The 16,270-nt window shown below is 73.6% G+C and carries 13 protein-coding genes; 9 read left to right on the forward strand and 4 right to left on the reverse strand.

The genetic code is table 11. The annotated features are described in order from the left end of the window. Window positions 1–171 precede the first annotated feature (171 nt). Window positions 172–996, forward strand: a complete 825-nt coding sequence (locus JQN83_RS16035; RefSeq protein WP_208567957.1) for a helix-turn-helix transcriptional regulator — start codon at window positions 172–174, stop codon at window positions 994–996. Between the two features lie 103 nt (window positions 997–1,099). Here JQN83_RS16035 and JQN83_RS16040 read toward each other — a convergent pair whose 3' ends face one another. After that, window positions 1,100–1,513: a DUF5319 domain-containing protein gene (locus tag JQN83_RS16040; RefSeq protein ID WP_208567958.1), complete on the reverse strand. Its 414-nt coding sequence runs from the start codon at window positions 1,511–1,513 to the stop codon at window positions 1,100–1,102. A gap of 195 nt (window positions 1,514–1,708) precedes the next feature. Between JQN83_RS16040 and guaB the strand changes: the two genes are divergently transcribed. The 3 genes from guaB to JQN83_RS16055 all read left to right on the forward strand — a co-directional run bounded on the left by guaB (window position 1,709) and on the right by JQN83_RS16055 (window position 6,130). After that, on the forward strand, window positions 1,709–3,271 hold the full coding sequence (gene guaB / locus JQN83_RS16045) for an IMP dehydrogenase (RefSeq protein ID WP_208567959.1): 1,563 nt from the start codon (window positions 1,709–1,711) through the stop codon (window positions 3,269–3,271). A 29-nt stretch (window positions 3,272–3,300) separates the two neighbouring features. Further along, the gene (locus tag JQN83_RS16050; protein ID WP_208567960.1) at window positions 3,301–4,419 is read left to right on the forward strand and encodes a GuaB3 family IMP dehydrogenase-related protein; all 1,119 of its coding nucleotides are present in this window, start codon (window positions 3,301–3,303) and stop codon (window positions 4,417–4,419) included. Window positions 4,420–4,681: 262 nt separating this feature from the next. Then, window positions 4,682–6,130, forward strand: coding sequence for a M1 family metallopeptidase (locus JQN83_RS16055; RefSeq protein ID WP_208567961.1), 1,449 nt, complete (start codon window positions 4,682–4,684; stop codon window positions 6,128–6,130). Window positions 6,131–6,169: 39 nt separating this feature from the next. Here JQN83_RS16055 and JQN83_RS16060 read toward each other — a convergent pair whose 3' ends face one another. After that, complete coding sequence (locus tag JQN83_RS16060; RefSeq protein ID WP_208567962.1) at window positions 6,170–7,288, reverse strand: LCP family protein; 1,119 nt, start codon at window positions 7,286–7,288, stop codon at window positions 6,170–6,172. Window positions 7,289–7,411: 123 nt separating this feature from the next. On the opposite strand from JQN83_RS16060, the gene JQN83_RS16065 reads away from it, so the two are divergent. Beyond that, window positions 7,412–9,121, forward strand: coding sequence for an FAD-dependent oxidoreductase (locus JQN83_RS16065; protein WP_208567963.1), 1,710 nt, complete (start codon window positions 7,412–7,414; stop codon window positions 9,119–9,121). A 68-nt stretch (window positions 9,122–9,189) separates the two neighbouring features. After that, on the forward strand, window positions 9,190–10,746 hold the full coding sequence (gene guaA, locus JQN83_RS16070) for a glutamine-hydrolyzing GMP synthase (protein WP_208567964.1): 1,557 nt from the start codon (window positions 9,190–9,192) through the stop codon (window positions 10,744–10,746). A gap of 7 nt (window positions 10,747–10,753) precedes the next feature. On the opposite strand, the gene JQN83_RS34345 is transcribed toward guaA, so the two are convergent. Then, the gene (locus tag JQN83_RS34345) at window positions 10,754–11,209 is read right to left on the reverse strand and encodes a PspC domain-containing protein (RefSeq protein ID WP_208567965.1); all 456 of its coding nucleotides are present in this window, start codon (window positions 11,207–11,209) and stop codon (window positions 10,754–10,756) included. Between the two features lie 144 nt (window positions 11,210–11,353). Between JQN83_RS34345 and JQN83_RS16080 the strand changes: the two genes are divergently transcribed. From JQN83_RS16080 to JQN83_RS16090, 3 genes are all read left to right on the forward strand, one after another. Continuing rightward, window positions 11,354–12,304, forward strand: coding sequence for an NUDIX hydrolase (locus JQN83_RS16080; RefSeq protein ID WP_208567966.1), 951 nt, complete (start codon window positions 11,354–11,356; stop codon window positions 12,302–12,304). 111 nt (window positions 12,305–12,415) lie between these two features. After that, a complete protein-coding gene (locus JQN83_RS16085) occupies window positions 12,416–13,435 on the forward strand; it encodes an NUDIX hydrolase (protein ID WP_208567967.1) in 1,020 nt (339 codons plus the stop codon). A 348-nt stretch (window positions 13,436–13,783) separates the two neighbouring features. Then, entirely contained in the window at window positions 13,784–14,713 is a 930-nt protein-coding gene (locus JQN83_RS16090) for a CDP-alcohol phosphatidyltransferase family protein (protein ID WP_208567968.1), read from the forward strand. A 64-nt stretch (window positions 14,714–14,777) separates the two neighbouring features. Here JQN83_RS16090 and JQN83_RS16095 read toward each other — a convergent pair whose 3' ends face one another. After that, window positions 14,778–16,025: a phosphatidylserine decarboxylase gene (locus JQN83_RS16095; protein WP_208567969.1), complete on the reverse strand. Its 1,248-nt coding sequence runs from the start codon at window positions 16,023–16,025 to the stop codon at window positions 14,778–14,780. Between the last annotated feature and the right edge of the window lie 245 nt (window positions 16,026–16,270).

The following is a 16,270-nucleotide window of genomic DNA, read 5'->3' on the forward strand; positions in this document are numbered from 1 at the left end:
CGGCCTGGAGCATCGGTACCCGAACCCGCGTCGACTCACACGTGATGAGATCGAAAACCCGAGCCGACTGCGGCCTATGACCCAAATGTCGGAAAAGTTCAGAGGATTGCCCGGAACCTCCTCCCCGGTGGACCCCGTCATGGTCTGCTCGTGTCCGGAGAGGAGACCACCGTGCGTACCGTTCTCGTATGCGTCCGGACACCGGCCGCCGCGCAGCAGTTGACCAATGCGGCGTCGCGACTCGGCCTGGCCGCGGTCGTCCGGACGGCCGTCTCCGATCCCGAGGTGATGCTGCGCCTCGCCGAACGCCCGGTCGACGTGGTGCTCGCCGACACGGCGCTCACCCGGCCGGACAGCGCCGGTTTCGTCCGCCGGGTGCTGGCCCGCGCACCGCAGGCCGCGGTGCTGCTGCTCGGCGTCGAGGAGTCGGAGGCCGCAGCGGCCACCATCAGCGCCGGGGCGCGCGGCCTGATCCAGGGTGCCGACCACGACCTGACCAGCGCGGTGGCCAAGGCACTGCTGCTGCTCTCCGCACCCGGCCGGCCCGCCCGGCACCGGGTCGCCGACCCCGCCCGGGACACCGCGGCGGTCGGTGCACCACCCCGACCCACCACCGGCCGTACGCCCACGGCGGGCTGGTCGCAGGCGGCGGCCGAGGGGCCGCCCGGAGCGCCGTCGGTGGTGCCCGTGCAGCGCGGTGACGACGAGGTCGACGAGGAACCGGAGACCGGCCCGGTCGAGGCGGGCCCGGCCGGCGGGGTATCCCGGCCGGCCCCCGGCGCGCGCGGCGGGCGGACCTCGGTCGGGCTGACCGAGCGGGAACTCCAGGTGCTGCTCGGCATGGCCGAGGGCAAGAGCAACGCGGAGATCGGCCGGGAGTTGTTCGTCTCGGAGGACACCGTCAAGACCCACGCCCGACGGCTGTTCCGCAAGCTCGGTGCCCGGGACCGGGCGCACGCGGTGGCCGCCGGCTTCCGCGCCGGCCTGGTCGCCTGAGCCGGCGCATCGGCCTGGTCGTCAGACCGTCGTGCCGCCTGGGCGTCGTGCCGGCCTGGTCGTCAGAGTGCCGGCCTGGGTGCCTGGGCGTCCGTCGTGCCGGTCAGTCGTCCGGGTCGGGGTCGTCGTCGCCGGTGGACTCGGTGAGCGTGTCGTGCACCCCGTCGGCGTAGCCACGGGCGTAGTCCCAGGTGACGTAGTGGTCCGGGTCGGGGTCGTAGGCCGGCTCGTGCACCCGGGGGCGACCCGAGCTGAGCAGGTGACGCAGGTTGCCCCGGAGCAGGTCCCAGTCGAAGTAGTGCGGCTCGCGGCAGTCCTCGCACTCGATGACCAACCCGCGTACCCCGATCGGGGCCAGCAGGGCCTGGTAGATCTCCAGGTCGGCGAGGTCTTCCAGCACGTCCTGCCGCTCGACCTCGGTCAGCGGGTCGAGCGGGGCGTCGTCGCCCGGATCGTCCAGCCCCGCAGCCGGATCGGCCGGGTCGCCGTTGAACGGGTCGATGGGCTCGTCGTGCACCCCCTCACCGTAGACCCAACCCCCGCCGCACGCGCCCCCCGGCGGTCGCTGTGGCCTCGCCGACGCCGGCCGGTCGCCGACGAGGGCCGCCCAGCTCAGTGGGTACGATGAGACGACTCGCCGTCACCCCGGCGTGCGCCGGTGCCGCGCGCGCCGCCTCGCTGAATCCCGTCCGAGCAGCTCAGGGGAGCAATCGTGGAGAATTCGCCCAGCACCGATCTTCCGGCCGGCGTCGACAGCGGCGAGTGGGGCGGCCACCTGCCGGAGTTGCCCGCCGGGTCGGCGCGGGTGGTGCCGCTCGGGCTGACCTTCGACGACGTGCTGCTCCAGCCGGGCGAGTCGGACGTGGTGCCCAGCCGGGTGAACACCCGCACCCGGCTCACCCGCAACGTCGAGTTGACCATCCCGTTGCTGTCCAGCGCGATGGACACCGTCACCGAGGCCCGGATGGCGATCGCCATGGCCCGGCAGGGCGGCATCGGTGTGCTGCACCGCAATCTGTCCCTGGAGGACCAGGCGCTCCAGGTCGACCTGGTCAAGCGCTCCGAGTCCGGCATGATCACCAACCCGGTGACGGCCAGCCCCGAGGACACCCTGCGCGAGGTCGACGAGCTGTGCGGTCGCTACCGCATCTCCGGCGTCCCGGTGGTCGACGGCGACGGTCAGCTGGTCGGCATCGTCACCAACCGGGACATGCGCTTCGTCTCCGACCCGGCCACCCCGGTCCACTCGATCATGACCCGGACGCCGCTGGTCACCGCCCCGGTCGGGGTGAGCAAGGACGACGCGCTGGCGCTGCTGCGCCAGCACAAGGTCGAGAAGCTGCCGATCGTGGACGAGTCGGGGCGGCTGCGTGGCCTGATCACCGTGAAGGACTTCACCAAGAGCGAGCAGTACCCGGAGGCCACCAAGGACGACGCCGGCCGGCTGCGGGTCGCCGCCGCCATCGGGGTCGGCGAGGACGCCTACAAGCGGGCCCGCACCCTGGTCGACGCGGGCGTCGACGTGCTGATCGTGGACACCGCGCACGGTCACCAGCGGGCCGTGCTGGACATGGTCCGCCGGCTCAAGGCCGACGTCACGATCGACATCGTGGGCGGCAACGTGGCCACGTACGCCGGGGCGAAGGCCCTGGTCGACGCCGGTGCCGACGGCGTCAAGGTGGGTGTCGGCCCGGGGGCCATCTGCACCACCCGGATCGTCGCCGGGGTCGGCGTGCCGCAGGTGACCGCGATCATGGAGGCGGCCCGCGCCGCCCGTCCGGCCGGCGTCCCGGTGATCGGCGACGGTGGCATCCAGTATTCCGGCGACATCGCCAAGGCCCTGGTGGCCGGTGCCGACTCGGTGATGCTCGGCAGCCTGCTGGCCGGTTGTGAGGAGAGCCCCGGCGAGCTGATCTTCGTCAACGGCAAGCAGTTCAAGGCGTACCGGGGGATGGGGTCGCTGGGCGCGATGCAGTCCCGGGGCCAGGCCAAGTCGTACAGCAAGGACCGCTACTTCCAGCAGGACGTGCTCAGCGACGACAAGCTGGTCCCGGAGGGCGTGGAGGGTCAGGTGCCCTACCGGGGGCCGCTGTCCCGGGTGGCCCACCAGCTGGTCGGTGGGCTGCGGCTGGCGATGGGGTACGCCGGTGCGGAGAACATCCCCGACCTGCACCACCGGGGCCAGCTCATCCGGATCACCGCGGCCGGGCTCAAGGAGAGCCACCCGCACGACATCCAGATGACCGTCGAAGCCCCCAACTACCACACCCGCTGACCCACCACCCCAACCACCTGGAGTCCCTCATGCGTGACGTGGTCGAGATCGGGCTGGGCAAGACCGCGCAGCGCGGTTACCACCTGGACGACATCGCCATCGTGCCCAGCCGCCGGACCAGGGACGTCGACGACGTCTCCACCGGCTGGCAGCTCGACGCCTACCAGTTCGACATCCCCTGTGTCGGCCACCCGTCGGACGCCACCATGAGCCCGGCCTCGGCGGTCCGGCTCGGTCAGCTCGGCGGCCTGGGCGTGCTCAACGTCGAGGGCCTGTGGACCCGGTACGAGAACCCGGCCAAGGTCCTGGAGGAGCTGGCCGGTCTGGGCGAGGACGCCCGGGCCACCAAGCGGCTCCAGGAGGTCTACGCCGAGCCGATCCGCCCCGACCTGATCGCCGAGCGGGTCCGTGAGCTGCGGGCCGGTGGCAGCACGGTGGCCGTCCGGGTCTCCCCGCAGCACACCCTGGCGTTGGCCCCGGTGATCCTGGACGCGGGCGTCGACATCCTGGTCATCCAGGGCACCATCGTCTCGGCCGAGCACGTCTCGACCACCGACGAACCGCTGAACCTCAAGGAGTTCATCGCCGACCTCGACCTTCCGGTGGTCGTCGGCGGTTGCACCGACTACAAGACGGCGCTGCACCTGATGCGTACCGGTGCGGCCGGGGTGATCGTCGGCATCGGCGGCGACGACTGGTCGACCAGCGAGTCGGTGCTCGGCATCCGGGTGCCGATGGCCACCGCGATCGCCGACGCCGCCGCGGCCCGCCGCGACTACCTCGACGAGACCGGTGGACGCTACGTGCACCTCATCGCCGACGGTGACATGCAGACCTCCGGCGACATCGCCAAGGCGCTCGGCTGCGGCGCGGACGCGGTGATGCTCGGTGAGCCGCTGTCGCTGTGCGAGGAGGCCCCGGCCGGCGGGGCGTGGTGGCACTCGGCGGCCAGCCACCCGTCGCTGCCGCGCGGTGCCTTCGAGGTGGCCGGTGAGCCGCTCGGCTCGATGGAGCGGCTGCTCTTCGGCCCGGCCGACGAGCCGGACGGCCAGCTCAACCTCTTCGGCGGGCTGCGTCGGGCGATGGCCAAGTGCGGTTACCGCGACCTCAAGGAGTTCCAGAAGGTCGGCCTGGTCCTCGACCGCTGACCCGCCAGGCAGGACGGCCGGCCGGCCCCGGTGTGGGCCCGGCCGGCCGTCGCGGCCCGTCTCGCCGTCGGGTCCGCCGTTCGGCACTGCCGTCGGGTCCGCCGTTCGACCCGCCGGTCGGTCCTGCCCGGGTCTGCCGTTCGGCCCTGCCGTGGGGCCGCCGACCCGCCCTGCCGTCGGTCCGTCGTTCGGCGCGCACGGGGCCGACCCGCTCGGTAGGCTGCGCGCACGGCGGGGCGGCGAACGGGGGACGAAGGTGGCCATGAGCCGGAACCGGCGCGGCCTCGCGCTGCTGGTGACCGTGGCGCTCGCCCTGGCCGGCTGCACGGCCGACCCGAAGCCCCGGCAGTCCCGGTCCGCCCCGACCCCCGGGGCGACCCCGAGCGTGACCCCCGGCCCCGCCGGCGTCGGCGACCCCTACTTCCCGACCGCCGGCAACAGCGGTTACGACGTCGAGCGGTACACCCTCAAGGTCCGCTACGACCCCGCCGGCGACGAGTTGCGCGGCACCACCACCGTGCGGGCCAGGGCCACCGCCGACCTGCCCCTGTTCCACCTCGACCTGGCCGGCCTGACGGTCCGTCGGGTCACCGTGGACGGCACCCCGGCCCGGCACGCCCGCGAGGGAGCCGAGCTGGTGGTCACCCCGGGCACGCCGGTCCGGTCCGGGGCGGCGTTCACCGTCGAGGTCGGCTACGACGGGCAGCCGGTGCCGCTGCCCAACGAGACGATCGGTGAGGGGGGCTGGCTGCACACCGCCGACGGGGCGATCGCGCTCGGCCAGCCCGAGTCGGCGAGCAGCTGGTTCCCGGTGAACGACCACCCCTCCGACAAGGCCGCCTACGACTTCGAGATCACCGTGCCCAAGGGGCTGGTCGCGGTCGCCAACGGGGTGCCGCAGGGGCAACGCCCGGCGGCGGGTGGCTGGACCACCTGGCGCTGGTCCGAGGCGACCCCGATGGCGAGTTACCTGAGCACGGTGGTGATCGGGAAGTACCGCACCAGCACCGGCGAACACCGGGGCCGACCGGTGTTCAACGCGGTCGCGGCCAGCCTGCCCCGGGGTGCCGCCGACGAGTCGATCGCCGGCACCCTGGCGGTCGCCGACTACCTGGAGACCGTCTTCGGGCCGTACCCGTTCGGGGCGTACGGCGGGGTGGTGGTCGACGAGCCCCGGATCAGGTACGCGTTGGAGACGCAGAGCCGGCCGGTCTACTCGGCCAACTTCTTCCGCACCGGCGAGAACACCGGGGTGGTCGCCCACGAGATCGCCCACCAGTGGTTCGGTGACAGCGTCTCGGTGGCCCGCTGGGAGGACATCTGGCTCAACGAAGGGCTCGCCACGTACGCCGAGTGGCTCTGGGCCGAACACCAGGGCCGGGAGACCGCGCAGGCCGCCTTCGAGCAGCAGTACGCCGCGTCCGACGACCAGGTCTGGCGGGTGCCGCCCGCAGCGCCGGGGGTGGCGAACCTGTTCAGCGAGTCGGTCTACCAGCGGGGCGGGATGACCGTGCACGCGTTGCGGGTGACGATCGGCGACGAGGCGTTCTTCCGGCTGCTGAAGACCTGGGCGGCGGAGAAGCGCAACGGCAACGCCACCACCGCCGAGTTCGTGGCGACCGCCGAGCGGGTCAGCGGGCAGCAGCTCGACGACCTCTTCGCCACCTGGCTGTACGGCACCGAACGCCCCGCGACCCCCACCCGCCGCTGACCGGCTGCGGCCGGGTCCGCCCGCCCGACCCGCACCAGGTCAGTTCTTCACCCGCAGTTCGGGGTGGGCGTCGAGGTAGGTTTCGGCCTTGCCGGCCTTGAGCGCGGGCAGGAAGCCCTTGCCGACGCTGGTGAGCTGCTCACCCCGGTAGCTGCTGCCCTTGCCCACCCCGTCGCCGGGCAGCCCGACCAGGGTGATCCGGTCGGCGCTCATCCCACCCAGCGCGTACGCCAGGTCGACGATGCGCGGGCCGCCGGCATAGACCAGGGTGTCGCCGAGCGCCGCCACCACCTGGTCCACCCGGTCGGGTTCCCGGGCCAGGTTCTCGCTGAGGATCTTGGCGGCCAGCGCCCGGAGGAGTTGCTGCTGGTGCCGCTGTCGGGCGTAGTCGCCGCCGGTGATGTAGCGCTGCCGGGCGTAGTCCAGCGCCTGCCAGCCGTTGAGGTGCCGCTCGCCCTTCTCGTAGACCATCTGCGGGCCGGTGTAGCCGCCCCCACCGGGGGCCGGGTCGCGGTACTTGCCGTCCGGTCGGCGGTGCAGGGAGGGGACCCGCTGGTCGACGTAGAGGTCCACCCCGCCGAGGGTGTCGACCAGCCGGTCGAAACCGTTGAAGGTGATCACCGCACCGGCGTCGAAGCGCAGCCCGGTGTACCCGGTGACGGTGCTGCGCAGCAGCTCGTACCCCTGGGCGGCGCTCGGGTTCTTGGGCTTGCCCGGTACCCGGCTGCCGTAGCTCATGGCGTGGGTGAGCTTGGTCCGGCCGCCCCGGTAGCCCGACTTGGGGAACGCCGGGATGTCGACCACCAGGTCGCGGGGGAGCGAGAAGAGGTACGCCCGGTCCAGCCCGGCCGGCACGTGCAGGATCAGCACCGAGTCGCCGTGCGGTTCCCAACCGGGCACGCTGACCCGGGTGTCCACCCCGACCAGCAGCAGGTTGAGCGGGCCGGTGATGGCCGCGCCGGGGGGCGGGGTCGGGCTGGGGGTGGGGCTCGGCGTGGGGCTGGCGGTCGTGGCGACCGGTCCGGCCGTACGCCGTGGCCCGTCGTCGCGGACCTGCCGGGTCACCACCAGGGCGACCACCGCCACCAGTACGACACCGACCAGGGCGGCCAGCCCCCACACCCATCGTGGGCGTCCCGTTCCGGTTTCCTGAGTCATCGCTCGCCACCCCCGTCTGCACAACGCGTCGACCGGCCCCCCGGGTTGCGGTCGGCGACGGTCAGCATGATCGCGCGAAATCCGGCACTGGCGCGATGGCTACCCGCCGGTAATGATGCGTTCATGCGGTACGACGTGCTCGTCATCGGCTCCGGCTTCGGCGGCAGCGTCACCGCGCTGCGGCTGGCCGAGAAGGGCTACACCGTCGGGGTGCTGGAGGCGGGCCGGCGGTTCGCCGACGACGAGTTCCCGCAGACCTCCTGGCGGCTGCGCCGGTTCCTCTGGGCACCCCGGCTCGGCTGCTACGGGCTGCAACGGCTCACCCTGCTCCGCCCGGCCGACCGGAAGCACGGCGGCGGTGTGCTGGTGCTCTCCGGCGCCGGGGTGGGCGGCGGCTCCCTGGTCTACGCGAACACCCTCTACCAGCCGCCGGACGCCTTCTACACCGATCCGCAGTGGCGCGACGTCACCGACTGGCGGGCCGAACTCGCCCCCCACTACGACCAAGCCGCCCGGATGCTCGGGGTCACCACGTACCCCCGGCACACCGGCGCGGACCGGGCGATGCGGGCGGTGGCCGAGCGGATGGGGGTGGGGCACACCTTCGGGCCCACCCCGGTGGGGGTGCACCTCGGCCACCCCGGTCGACGCGTGGCGGACCCGTACTTCGGCGGGGCCGGCCCGGAGCGCACCGGCTGCACGCACTGCGGTTCGTGCATGACCGGCTGCCGGCACGGTGCCAAGAACACCCTGGTCAAGAACTACCTGTGGCTGGCCGAACGGCTCGGCGCGCGGGTCCACCCGCTGACCACGGTCACCGCCGTCCAGCCGGCCGCCGACGGCGGCTACCGGGTGCACACCGTACGGACCGGCGCCTGGCTGCGGCGGCGACGCCAGGTGTTCCGGGCCGACCAGGTGGTCTTCGCGGCCGGTGCGCTCGGCACCCAGCGGCTGCTGCACGAGATGAAGCAGACCGGTGCGCTGCCCCGCCTGTCGGACCGCCTCGGCGAGCTGACCCGCACCAACTCGGAGGCGATCCTCGGCGCGTCGGTCGGCCGGCGGCAGGCCCGGCTGCGGGGGCTCGACTTCACCGACGGGGTGGCGATCACCAGCTCGTTCCACCCCGACCCGCAGACCCACGTCGAGCCGGTCCGCTACGGCCGGGGCGCCAACGCGATGGGGCTGCTCCAGTCGTTGCTGGTCGACGGTGGCCCGCACCGGCTCCGGCGTTGGCTGGTCGGCCTGGCCCGGCACCCGGGGCAGGCCGTCCGGATGCTCTCGGTGCGGCACTGGTCCGAGCGGACGGTCATCGCGTTGGTGATGCAGTCGGTCGACAACTCGCTGACCACCCGCTGGCGGCGGGGGTGGCTGGGCCGGCGGCGGCTGGTCTCCGGGCCGGGGCACGGCACCCCGAACCCGACCTGGATCCCGGCCGGCAACCGGGCCGCCCGACTGCTCGCCGAGGAGATCGGCGGCACCCCCGGCGGGGCGCTCACCGAACCGTTCGACATCCCGATGACCGCGCACATCCTCGGCGGTGCGGTGATCGGGGTCAGCCCGGCCGACGGGGTGATCGACCCGTGGCACCGGGTGCACGGCCATCCGGGGCTGCACGTGGTCGACGGGGCGGCGGTCTCGGCGAACCTCGGGGTGAACCCGTCGTTGACGATCACCGCGCAGGCGGAACGGGCCATGTCGTACTGGCCGAACAAGGGCGAACCGGACCCACGGCCGCCGCTCGGGTCGGCGTACACCCGGGTGGGTGCGGTGGTGCCGCGGCACCCGGCGGTCCCGGCGGACGCCCCCGGCGCGCTGCGTCACGGGCCGCGCTGACCGGGTGCGGCACGCCCGGGGGCGGCCCGTGCCCGGGGCGGGTGTGACTGTCGGTAGGCTTTGCCCACATGAGCACGCCTCGCCCCGTCCTCGTGGTGGACTTCGGAGCCCAGTACGCCCAGCTCATCGCGCGCCGGGTGCGCGAGGCGAAGGTCTACTCGGAGATCGTCCCGCACTCCATGCCGGTCGCCGAGATGCTGGCGAAGGACCCGGCCGCGATCATCCTGTCCGGCGGCCCGTCCAGTGTCTACGCCCCGGACGCCCCGCAGATCGACGCCGGGCTGTTCGACGCGGGCGTGCCGGTCTTCGGCATCTGCTACGGCTTCCAGGCGATGGCCCAGGCGCTCGGCGGCACGGTCGCCCGGACCGGCAACCGGGAGTACGGCGGCACCCCGCTGCGTCCCCGGCTGCTCGACCCGGGTGTGCTGCTGCGGGATCTGCCGGCGGACCTGCCGGTCTGGATGAGCCACGGTGACGCGGTGACCGAGGCCCCCGCCGGGTTCACGGTGACCGCCGAGTCGGCGGGTGCCCCGGTCGCCGCCTTCGAGGACCTGGCCGGTCGGCGGGCCGGTGTGCAGTTCCACCCGGAGGTGGGGCACACCGCGCAGGGTCAGGAGATGCTCCGCCGCTTCCTCTACGACATCGCCGGCATCGCGCCAACCTGGACCCCGCAGAACATCATCGACGAGCAGGTGGCCCGGATCCGGGCCCAGGTCGGCGACAAGGAGGTCATCTGCGGCCTGTCCGGCGGGGTGGACTCGGCGGTCGCCGCCGCGCTGGTCCACGAGGCGGTGGGGGACCAGCTCACCTGCGTCTTCGTCGACCACGGCCTGCTGCGCGCCGGTGAGGCCGAGCAGGTTGAGAAGGACTACGTGGCGGCCACCGGCATCAAGCTGAAGGTGGTCGACGCGGCCGACCGGTTCCTCGGCGCGTTGGCCGGGGTGACCGACCCGGAGCAGAAGCGGAAGATCATCGGCCGGGAGTTCATCCGGGTCTTCGAGGCCGCCGCCCGGGAGATCGCCGCCCACGGCGACGTCGAGTTCCTGGTGCAGGGCACCCTCTACCCGGACGTGGTCGAGTCCGGTGGCGGCACCGGCACCGCCAACATCAAGAGCCACCACAACGTCGGCGGCCTGCCGGAGGATCTGAAGTTCGCCCTGGTCGAGCCGCTGCGCACGCTGTTCAAGGACGAGGTCCGGGCGCTCGGGCTCCAGTTGGGCCTGCCCGAGGCGATGGTGTGGCGGCACCCGTTCCCGGGGCCGGGCCTGGCCATCCGGATCATCGGCGCGGTCGACCGCGAGCGCCTCGACCTGCTGCGCCACGCCGACCTGATCGCCCGGGAGGAGCTGACGGCCGCCGGCCTGGACCGGGGTGTCTGGCAGTTCCCGGTGGTGCTCCTGGCCGACGTGCGCAGCGTCGGGGTGCAGGGTGACGGGCGCAGCTACGGGCATCCCGTGGTGCTGCGCCCGGTCTCCAGCGAGGACGCGATGACCGCCGACTGGTCCCGGCTGCCCTACGAGGTGGTGGCCCGGATCTCCACCCGGATCACCAACGAGGTCGCCGAGGTCAACCGGGTGGTCCTGGACGTGACCAGCAAGCCGCCGGGCACCATCGAGTGGGAGTGAGCCGGGCTCAGCCGGCCGTCGGCGGGGTCGTCGGCGGCTGCGGCCCGGTCGCCGGCCCGCCCGGCTGATACCCGACCGCCGGCCCGCCCGGCTGAGGCCCGGTGGTCGGACCGTCCCGCTGCGGCCAGGTGGTCGGCCCGCTCGGCTGGGGTCCGGTGGTCGGGGCCGTCGGCTGCGGCCAGGTGGTCGGAGCCGTCGTCGCCGGCTGCGCCGCCGGGTCGGTCGGGTGCGGCCAGGCCGGTGCGCCGGCCGGCTCCTCGGGCATCAGGAACCACATGATCGGGTACGCCAGCGCGGCCAGACCGCCGGTGACCAGGGTCGCCACCGCGAACAACACCCGGACCAGGGTGGGGTCGACGGCGAAGTAGCGGCCGAGACCGCTGGCGACGCCGGCCACCATCCGGTCGGTGGTCGGCCGGCGGAGCTGCTTGTACGGGGCGTGAGGGGTGCTCGTCGAAGTCATGTCTCCACGGTCCGCGCCGACCACCCCGACGACCTCGGTGACTGCCCCGATCCCTACCCTGATCGATCCCCGAGGGGCCAGCCCTGAGTCAGGAATCCGACTCTTTTCCGCACTGGTAACGCGACCCGGGGAGAATTTGGCCCCGTGACCACCTTGCTGGAGCCGCTCCGCAGGATCGCGGCATATGCAGTCTGTGCTGATTCAATCGGCCGAGTGTTACTGGTCCGCGCATCGGAGCGCTCCGGCACCCCCGGCGTATGGTCCCTGCCCGGCGGGGCGGTCGACCACGGCGAGGACCCGAACCACACCGTCGTCCGGGAGACCGCCGCCGAGACCGGCCTCTCGGTCGCCGTCGCCGGCCTGGCGGACGTGCTGGCCGACATGCGCGCGCTGCCCGAGCGCCGCATCACCATCCACACCGACCGCCTGATCTACCAGGTGTCGGTGCGCGGCGGCACCCTCACCGACCGGGTCGACCGCTCCACCGACCTGGCCCGCTGGTACACCCTCGACGAGGCACGGGAGCTGCCGCTGCGGGCCTTCACCGCCCGTGCCCTCGGGCTGCCGGCGTCCTCCGCCGACGTGGTCCCCGACGAGGCCCCCGAGTTCCCCTCCTTCTACGCCGTCCCCGGCCCGGACGGGCTGCACCGGGCGCAGCGCTTCGCCGCGTACGCGGTGGCCACCGACCCGGCGGGTCGGGTGCTGCTCACCCGGGTCTCCGACGGCTACCCGGGCGCGGGCTGCTGGCACCTGCCCGGCGGCGGCACCGACTACGGCGAGCAGCCGGGCGCGGCGCTGATCCGGGAACTGGTCGAGGAGACCGGGCAGACGGGGCGACTGGTCGAGCTGCTCGGGGTGGCCAGCCACCGCGACGCCGCCTCGCTCGGCCCGGAGGGCTACCCGATCGACTGGCACGGCGTGCGGGCCTTCTACCGGGTGATGGTCGACCAGCCCGCCCCGCCCACCGTCACCGACGTGGGCGGCTCCACCTGCGAGGCCCGCTGGTTCGGCCGCGAGGAGTTGGGCGCCCTGCCCACCGACCGGCTCACCGAGGTCACCGCCGAGGCGGTCCAGGCCGCCCGCCTCACCGCCTGACCGGCTGCGCCCGTCGCACCGGCCGGACAGGCCGGTGCGACGGCACCCACCCCGCTCGGGCGACCGCTAGCCTCATGATCGACGGGGCGGACCGCGGGCGGGGGAGTACACGTGCAGGAGCGACGACGGATCGCGGCGTACGGCTGGTGTGCGGACGACACCGGCCGGGTGCTGCTGGTGCGCGGGGCCGCAGCTGATCCGGCACCGGGGCTCTGGCGGCTGCCCGGTGGGGGTGTGGCGCACGCGGAGCATCCGGCCGACACGGTGGTCCGCCGGTTCGCCGGGGAGACCGGGCTGGGCGTCGCCGTCGGCGGGTTGCGCGCCGCCGTCGCCGACCTGTCCACCCGCCGCCTCGGCGCGGTCGAGGTGTCGGTGCACACCGACCGGTTGGTGTTTCACGTCACGGTCCCCGATGGTCAGCCGTCGCACGGTGACCGGACGACCGCCGACGGTCCCGCCGAACTGGCCTGGTGCACCCCGCAGCAGGCCGCCACGCTGCCGCTGATGCCGTTCACCGCCGAACTGTTCGGCCTGCCCACCCGGCCCGTCGCCGGACCGCCTGGAGCGCCACCACCTCCGCCCGCTGCCGGGCCGCCGACCGGGCCGGCCCCGTCGGGTTCGCCGGCCGGATCGGGGTCGGCGGAAGAGGAGGGGTCGGCGGAAGGGGCGTCCGCCGGGGCTGACGCCACTGCTGACCGACGGCAGCGGTTCGCCGCGTACGGGCTGGTCACCGACCCCGACGGACGGGTGCTGCTCACGATGATCGCGCCCGGCTATCCGGGTGCCGGTCGGTGGCACCTGCCCGGTGGCGGCACCGATCACGGTGAGCAACCGGTTGACGGTCTGTTACGGGAGTTGGTGGAGGAGTCGGGTCAGCGGGGCCGGATCGACCGGCTGATGCTGGCCGACAATCTGCACAATCCGGTCGCGTTGGGTCCGGAAGGGCGTCCCTTGGACTGGCACGGAGTGCGGGTGATCTATCGGGTGCTGGTCGACGAGCCCACCGATCCGGTGGTCACCGAGGCGGCCGGCGGATCGACGCAGGCCGCCGCCTGGTTCGCGTCTGCCCAGCTCAGCGGCCTGATGATGACCGACGTCGCGGAGTTGGCCACCGGGCGGACGGTCGGATGACGGTCGCTCGCCGAGCCGACTGTGGGGTGCTCCGGTAAAGTCGGCACTGCGGTTGGCGAAGAAAACGGGCGATGAAGCCCGAGATGGGAATAAGCGAGCGTTTTGCGCGGTTAAGAGTAGTTACCAGTACCGCCGGCAGCTATCGCCAACCACCACGCCGCTGTGCAATGGTGTACTCCGCTCGAACGGCTGCCGGGCCAAGAGCGGTCCGGCACGAGACAGCCGGACACCCGCCCACACGGGCGGCCAGCCGATCCGGTGATGGAGGAAAACGTGCCGAGAGCCCCATGGCGCCGGCGTCGTACGACTGACAGTCCGCGCCCCGCAGGGCGTCGCTGGGCGGGCCGGTTGCGCCGCAGCAGCACATTCGCCCGCCAGGTGCTGCTGGTCCGGGTGGGTCGCCGGGATGGCGACCAGCTCAACGGCACCGACCTGGTTCTTCCCGAGCACCGCGTCGACCGGCAGCGTCGCCGTTACGGTTTCGACCGTCGCGGGGTCACCCTCGACCGTGCCGAGATCGCGGCGGTCGCCCCGGTCAGCCCGGCCCTCAGCCCCGCCGCGCCGGTCGACGAGTCGCCCGCGATGGCGATCCCGCTGCTCCCCGGCGCGCGTACCCCCGCCCGCCGGATGAAGTTCGCGCTGGTCAACGCCTGCACCCTGGCCAGCCTGGTGCTCGGCATCAACGCCATCTTCGTCGCCATGAACGGCCAGACCCGGATCGCAGCACTCCTGCTGATCGCCTGCGTCATCTTCGACGGCCTCGACGGCGCGCTCGCCCGCAAGTTCGGCGTGGCCAGCCCGTTCGGCGCCCAGATGGACTCGCTGGCCGACATGTGCTCGTTCGGCCTCGCCGCCCCGGTGGTGGTCTACGCCGCACTGGCCGGATCGGCCCCCACCGCCGCCGCGGCGGTCGCGGCCGCCCTCGTCGCGTCCTGCGCCGCGATCCGGCTCGCCCGGTTCAACGTCTCGCCCAAGGACGGCCGGTTCTTCTGCGGTGTGCCCACCACGATGGCGGCGGCGGTGCTCGCCCTCACCGTGGCCATCGGGCTGCCGCTGCCGGCGAGCGTGCAGATCGGCGGGGTGGCGCTACTGGCCTTCGCGATGGTCTCCAGCTTCCCGTACGCCAAGCTGGCCCGGCTGGTGAAACTGCCGCCGTGGCTGTGGCTGGCCCCGGCCGTCGGCGCGCTTGTCGACATCCGGCTCACCTTCGCCCTCGTGGTGGTGGGCTACCTGGTCAGCGGTCCGCTGCTCTGGCTGCACCAGCGCCGCACCGCCTGACCCGTCCACAGTTACGCAACAGGGGCGCCGCGACCGCGGCGCCCCTGTTCGCGTTCGTGTCGACTCAGCTCCAGCGGGCGATGACCGAGGAACCGCCGACCACCTTGTCGCCGGGGCCGACCAGCGGGGTGGCGGCGTCGGCCGGCAGGTAGACGTCGGTGCGGGAGCCGAAACGGATCAGCCCGAACCGCTCCCCCCGGGCCAGCAGCGCCCCCACCGGTGCCCGCTGCACGATCCGGCGGGCGATCAGCCCGGTCCGCTGCGCCACCACCACCGTGCCGTGCGCGGTGTCCAGCACCGTGTAGGCGGCGACGTTGTGCTCGGCGTCCGGCTTCATGGCGTTGACGAAGCCGCCGTCGGCGACGAAGTAGTCGACCACCTTGCCCGCCACGGGGGAGCGGTTGACGTGCACGTCCAGCACCGACAGGAAGACCGCGATCCGCAGCCACTCACCGTCGCCGAACCGTTCGTCGTGCAGCCGCTGCACCGACAGCACCTGACCGTCGGCGGCGGCGACCACCGCGGACGGGTCCTCCGGCACGTCCCGCTGCGGGTCCCGGAAGAACGCGGCCACCGGGGCGGCAGCCAGCGCCGGCACCAGCCACAGCTTCGACTTCGGCCGGACGACCCGGGCGACGGCGGCCAGGCCGAGCGCGATGCCGGCGGCGGCGACCCCGTTCGAGTCGATGTGCATGCCCCGGGTCAGCGGCACGCTCGACGGCCGGTACGCCGGGGCCAGCTGGGCGGCCGAGGCGGCGGCGGCCGGGGTGAACCGCAGGTGGTGCACCCGTACCGGCGGGGAGTTACGCAGCACCAGGTCGGTGCGGACGCCGTGCAGCACCCCGATCCGGTCCAGTTCGGCGGCGGCCCCGTCGGTGCGGAACACCGGTGCGGCGACGCTGAGCACCGCGCCGTCGGTCAGGTACTTGGTGAGCCCGTCGACGACGTCGCGGGTCTCCTCGTCGGTGCCGGTGAACGGCTCGGCGGCGATGACCAGCTCGGCGGCGTCCGCCTCGGCGAGGGAGTCGACCACCCGGACCCGGTCGGCGACCCAGCGGCCCTGGGCCGTCACGTGCTCACGCAGCGTGGCGGCGTCGGTCGTCGCGGCCGGCACGACGGTCAACGTGTCGCCCGGCAGCAGCGCGTCGATCGCCGCGGCGAGGGCCGCGGCCCCGGGGGCCGCACCCACCAGCAGGGCTGCCTTCGGGTCGTTGCGTCGGGCGAGTTCGGCGACGAGGGCACGGGCGGCACGCTCGCCGATGCGGACCGGACCGGATGGACCGGAGGGGCGCACGGCGGGGAACTGGGTCATGTCGGGCGGGCTCCTGACGGGGTAGAGACGGACGTCGCGGCGGGACCGCCTCGGACGCCCGGACGAGGCGCATCCGGGCCGGTGCCGGGGCACCTGGTGCGCGGGCACCGGCGGAGCCCGACGACGTGGCGCGTGCCGGCGGAGGCGGGATCTCCCCGGCCAGCATACGAGCCGTCGGACGCCGCCCGCACCGGTGCGGTCAGCTGGACGCCCCGGGTGGGCCGGTGACCGGGGGGTCCACCAGG

Origin of the sequence: Micromonospora antibiotica (genome assembly GCF_017599305.1) — a bacterium.
Classification (GTDB): domain Bacteria; phylum Actinomycetota; class Actinomycetes; order Mycobacteriales; family Micromonosporaceae; genus Micromonospora; species Micromonospora antibiotica.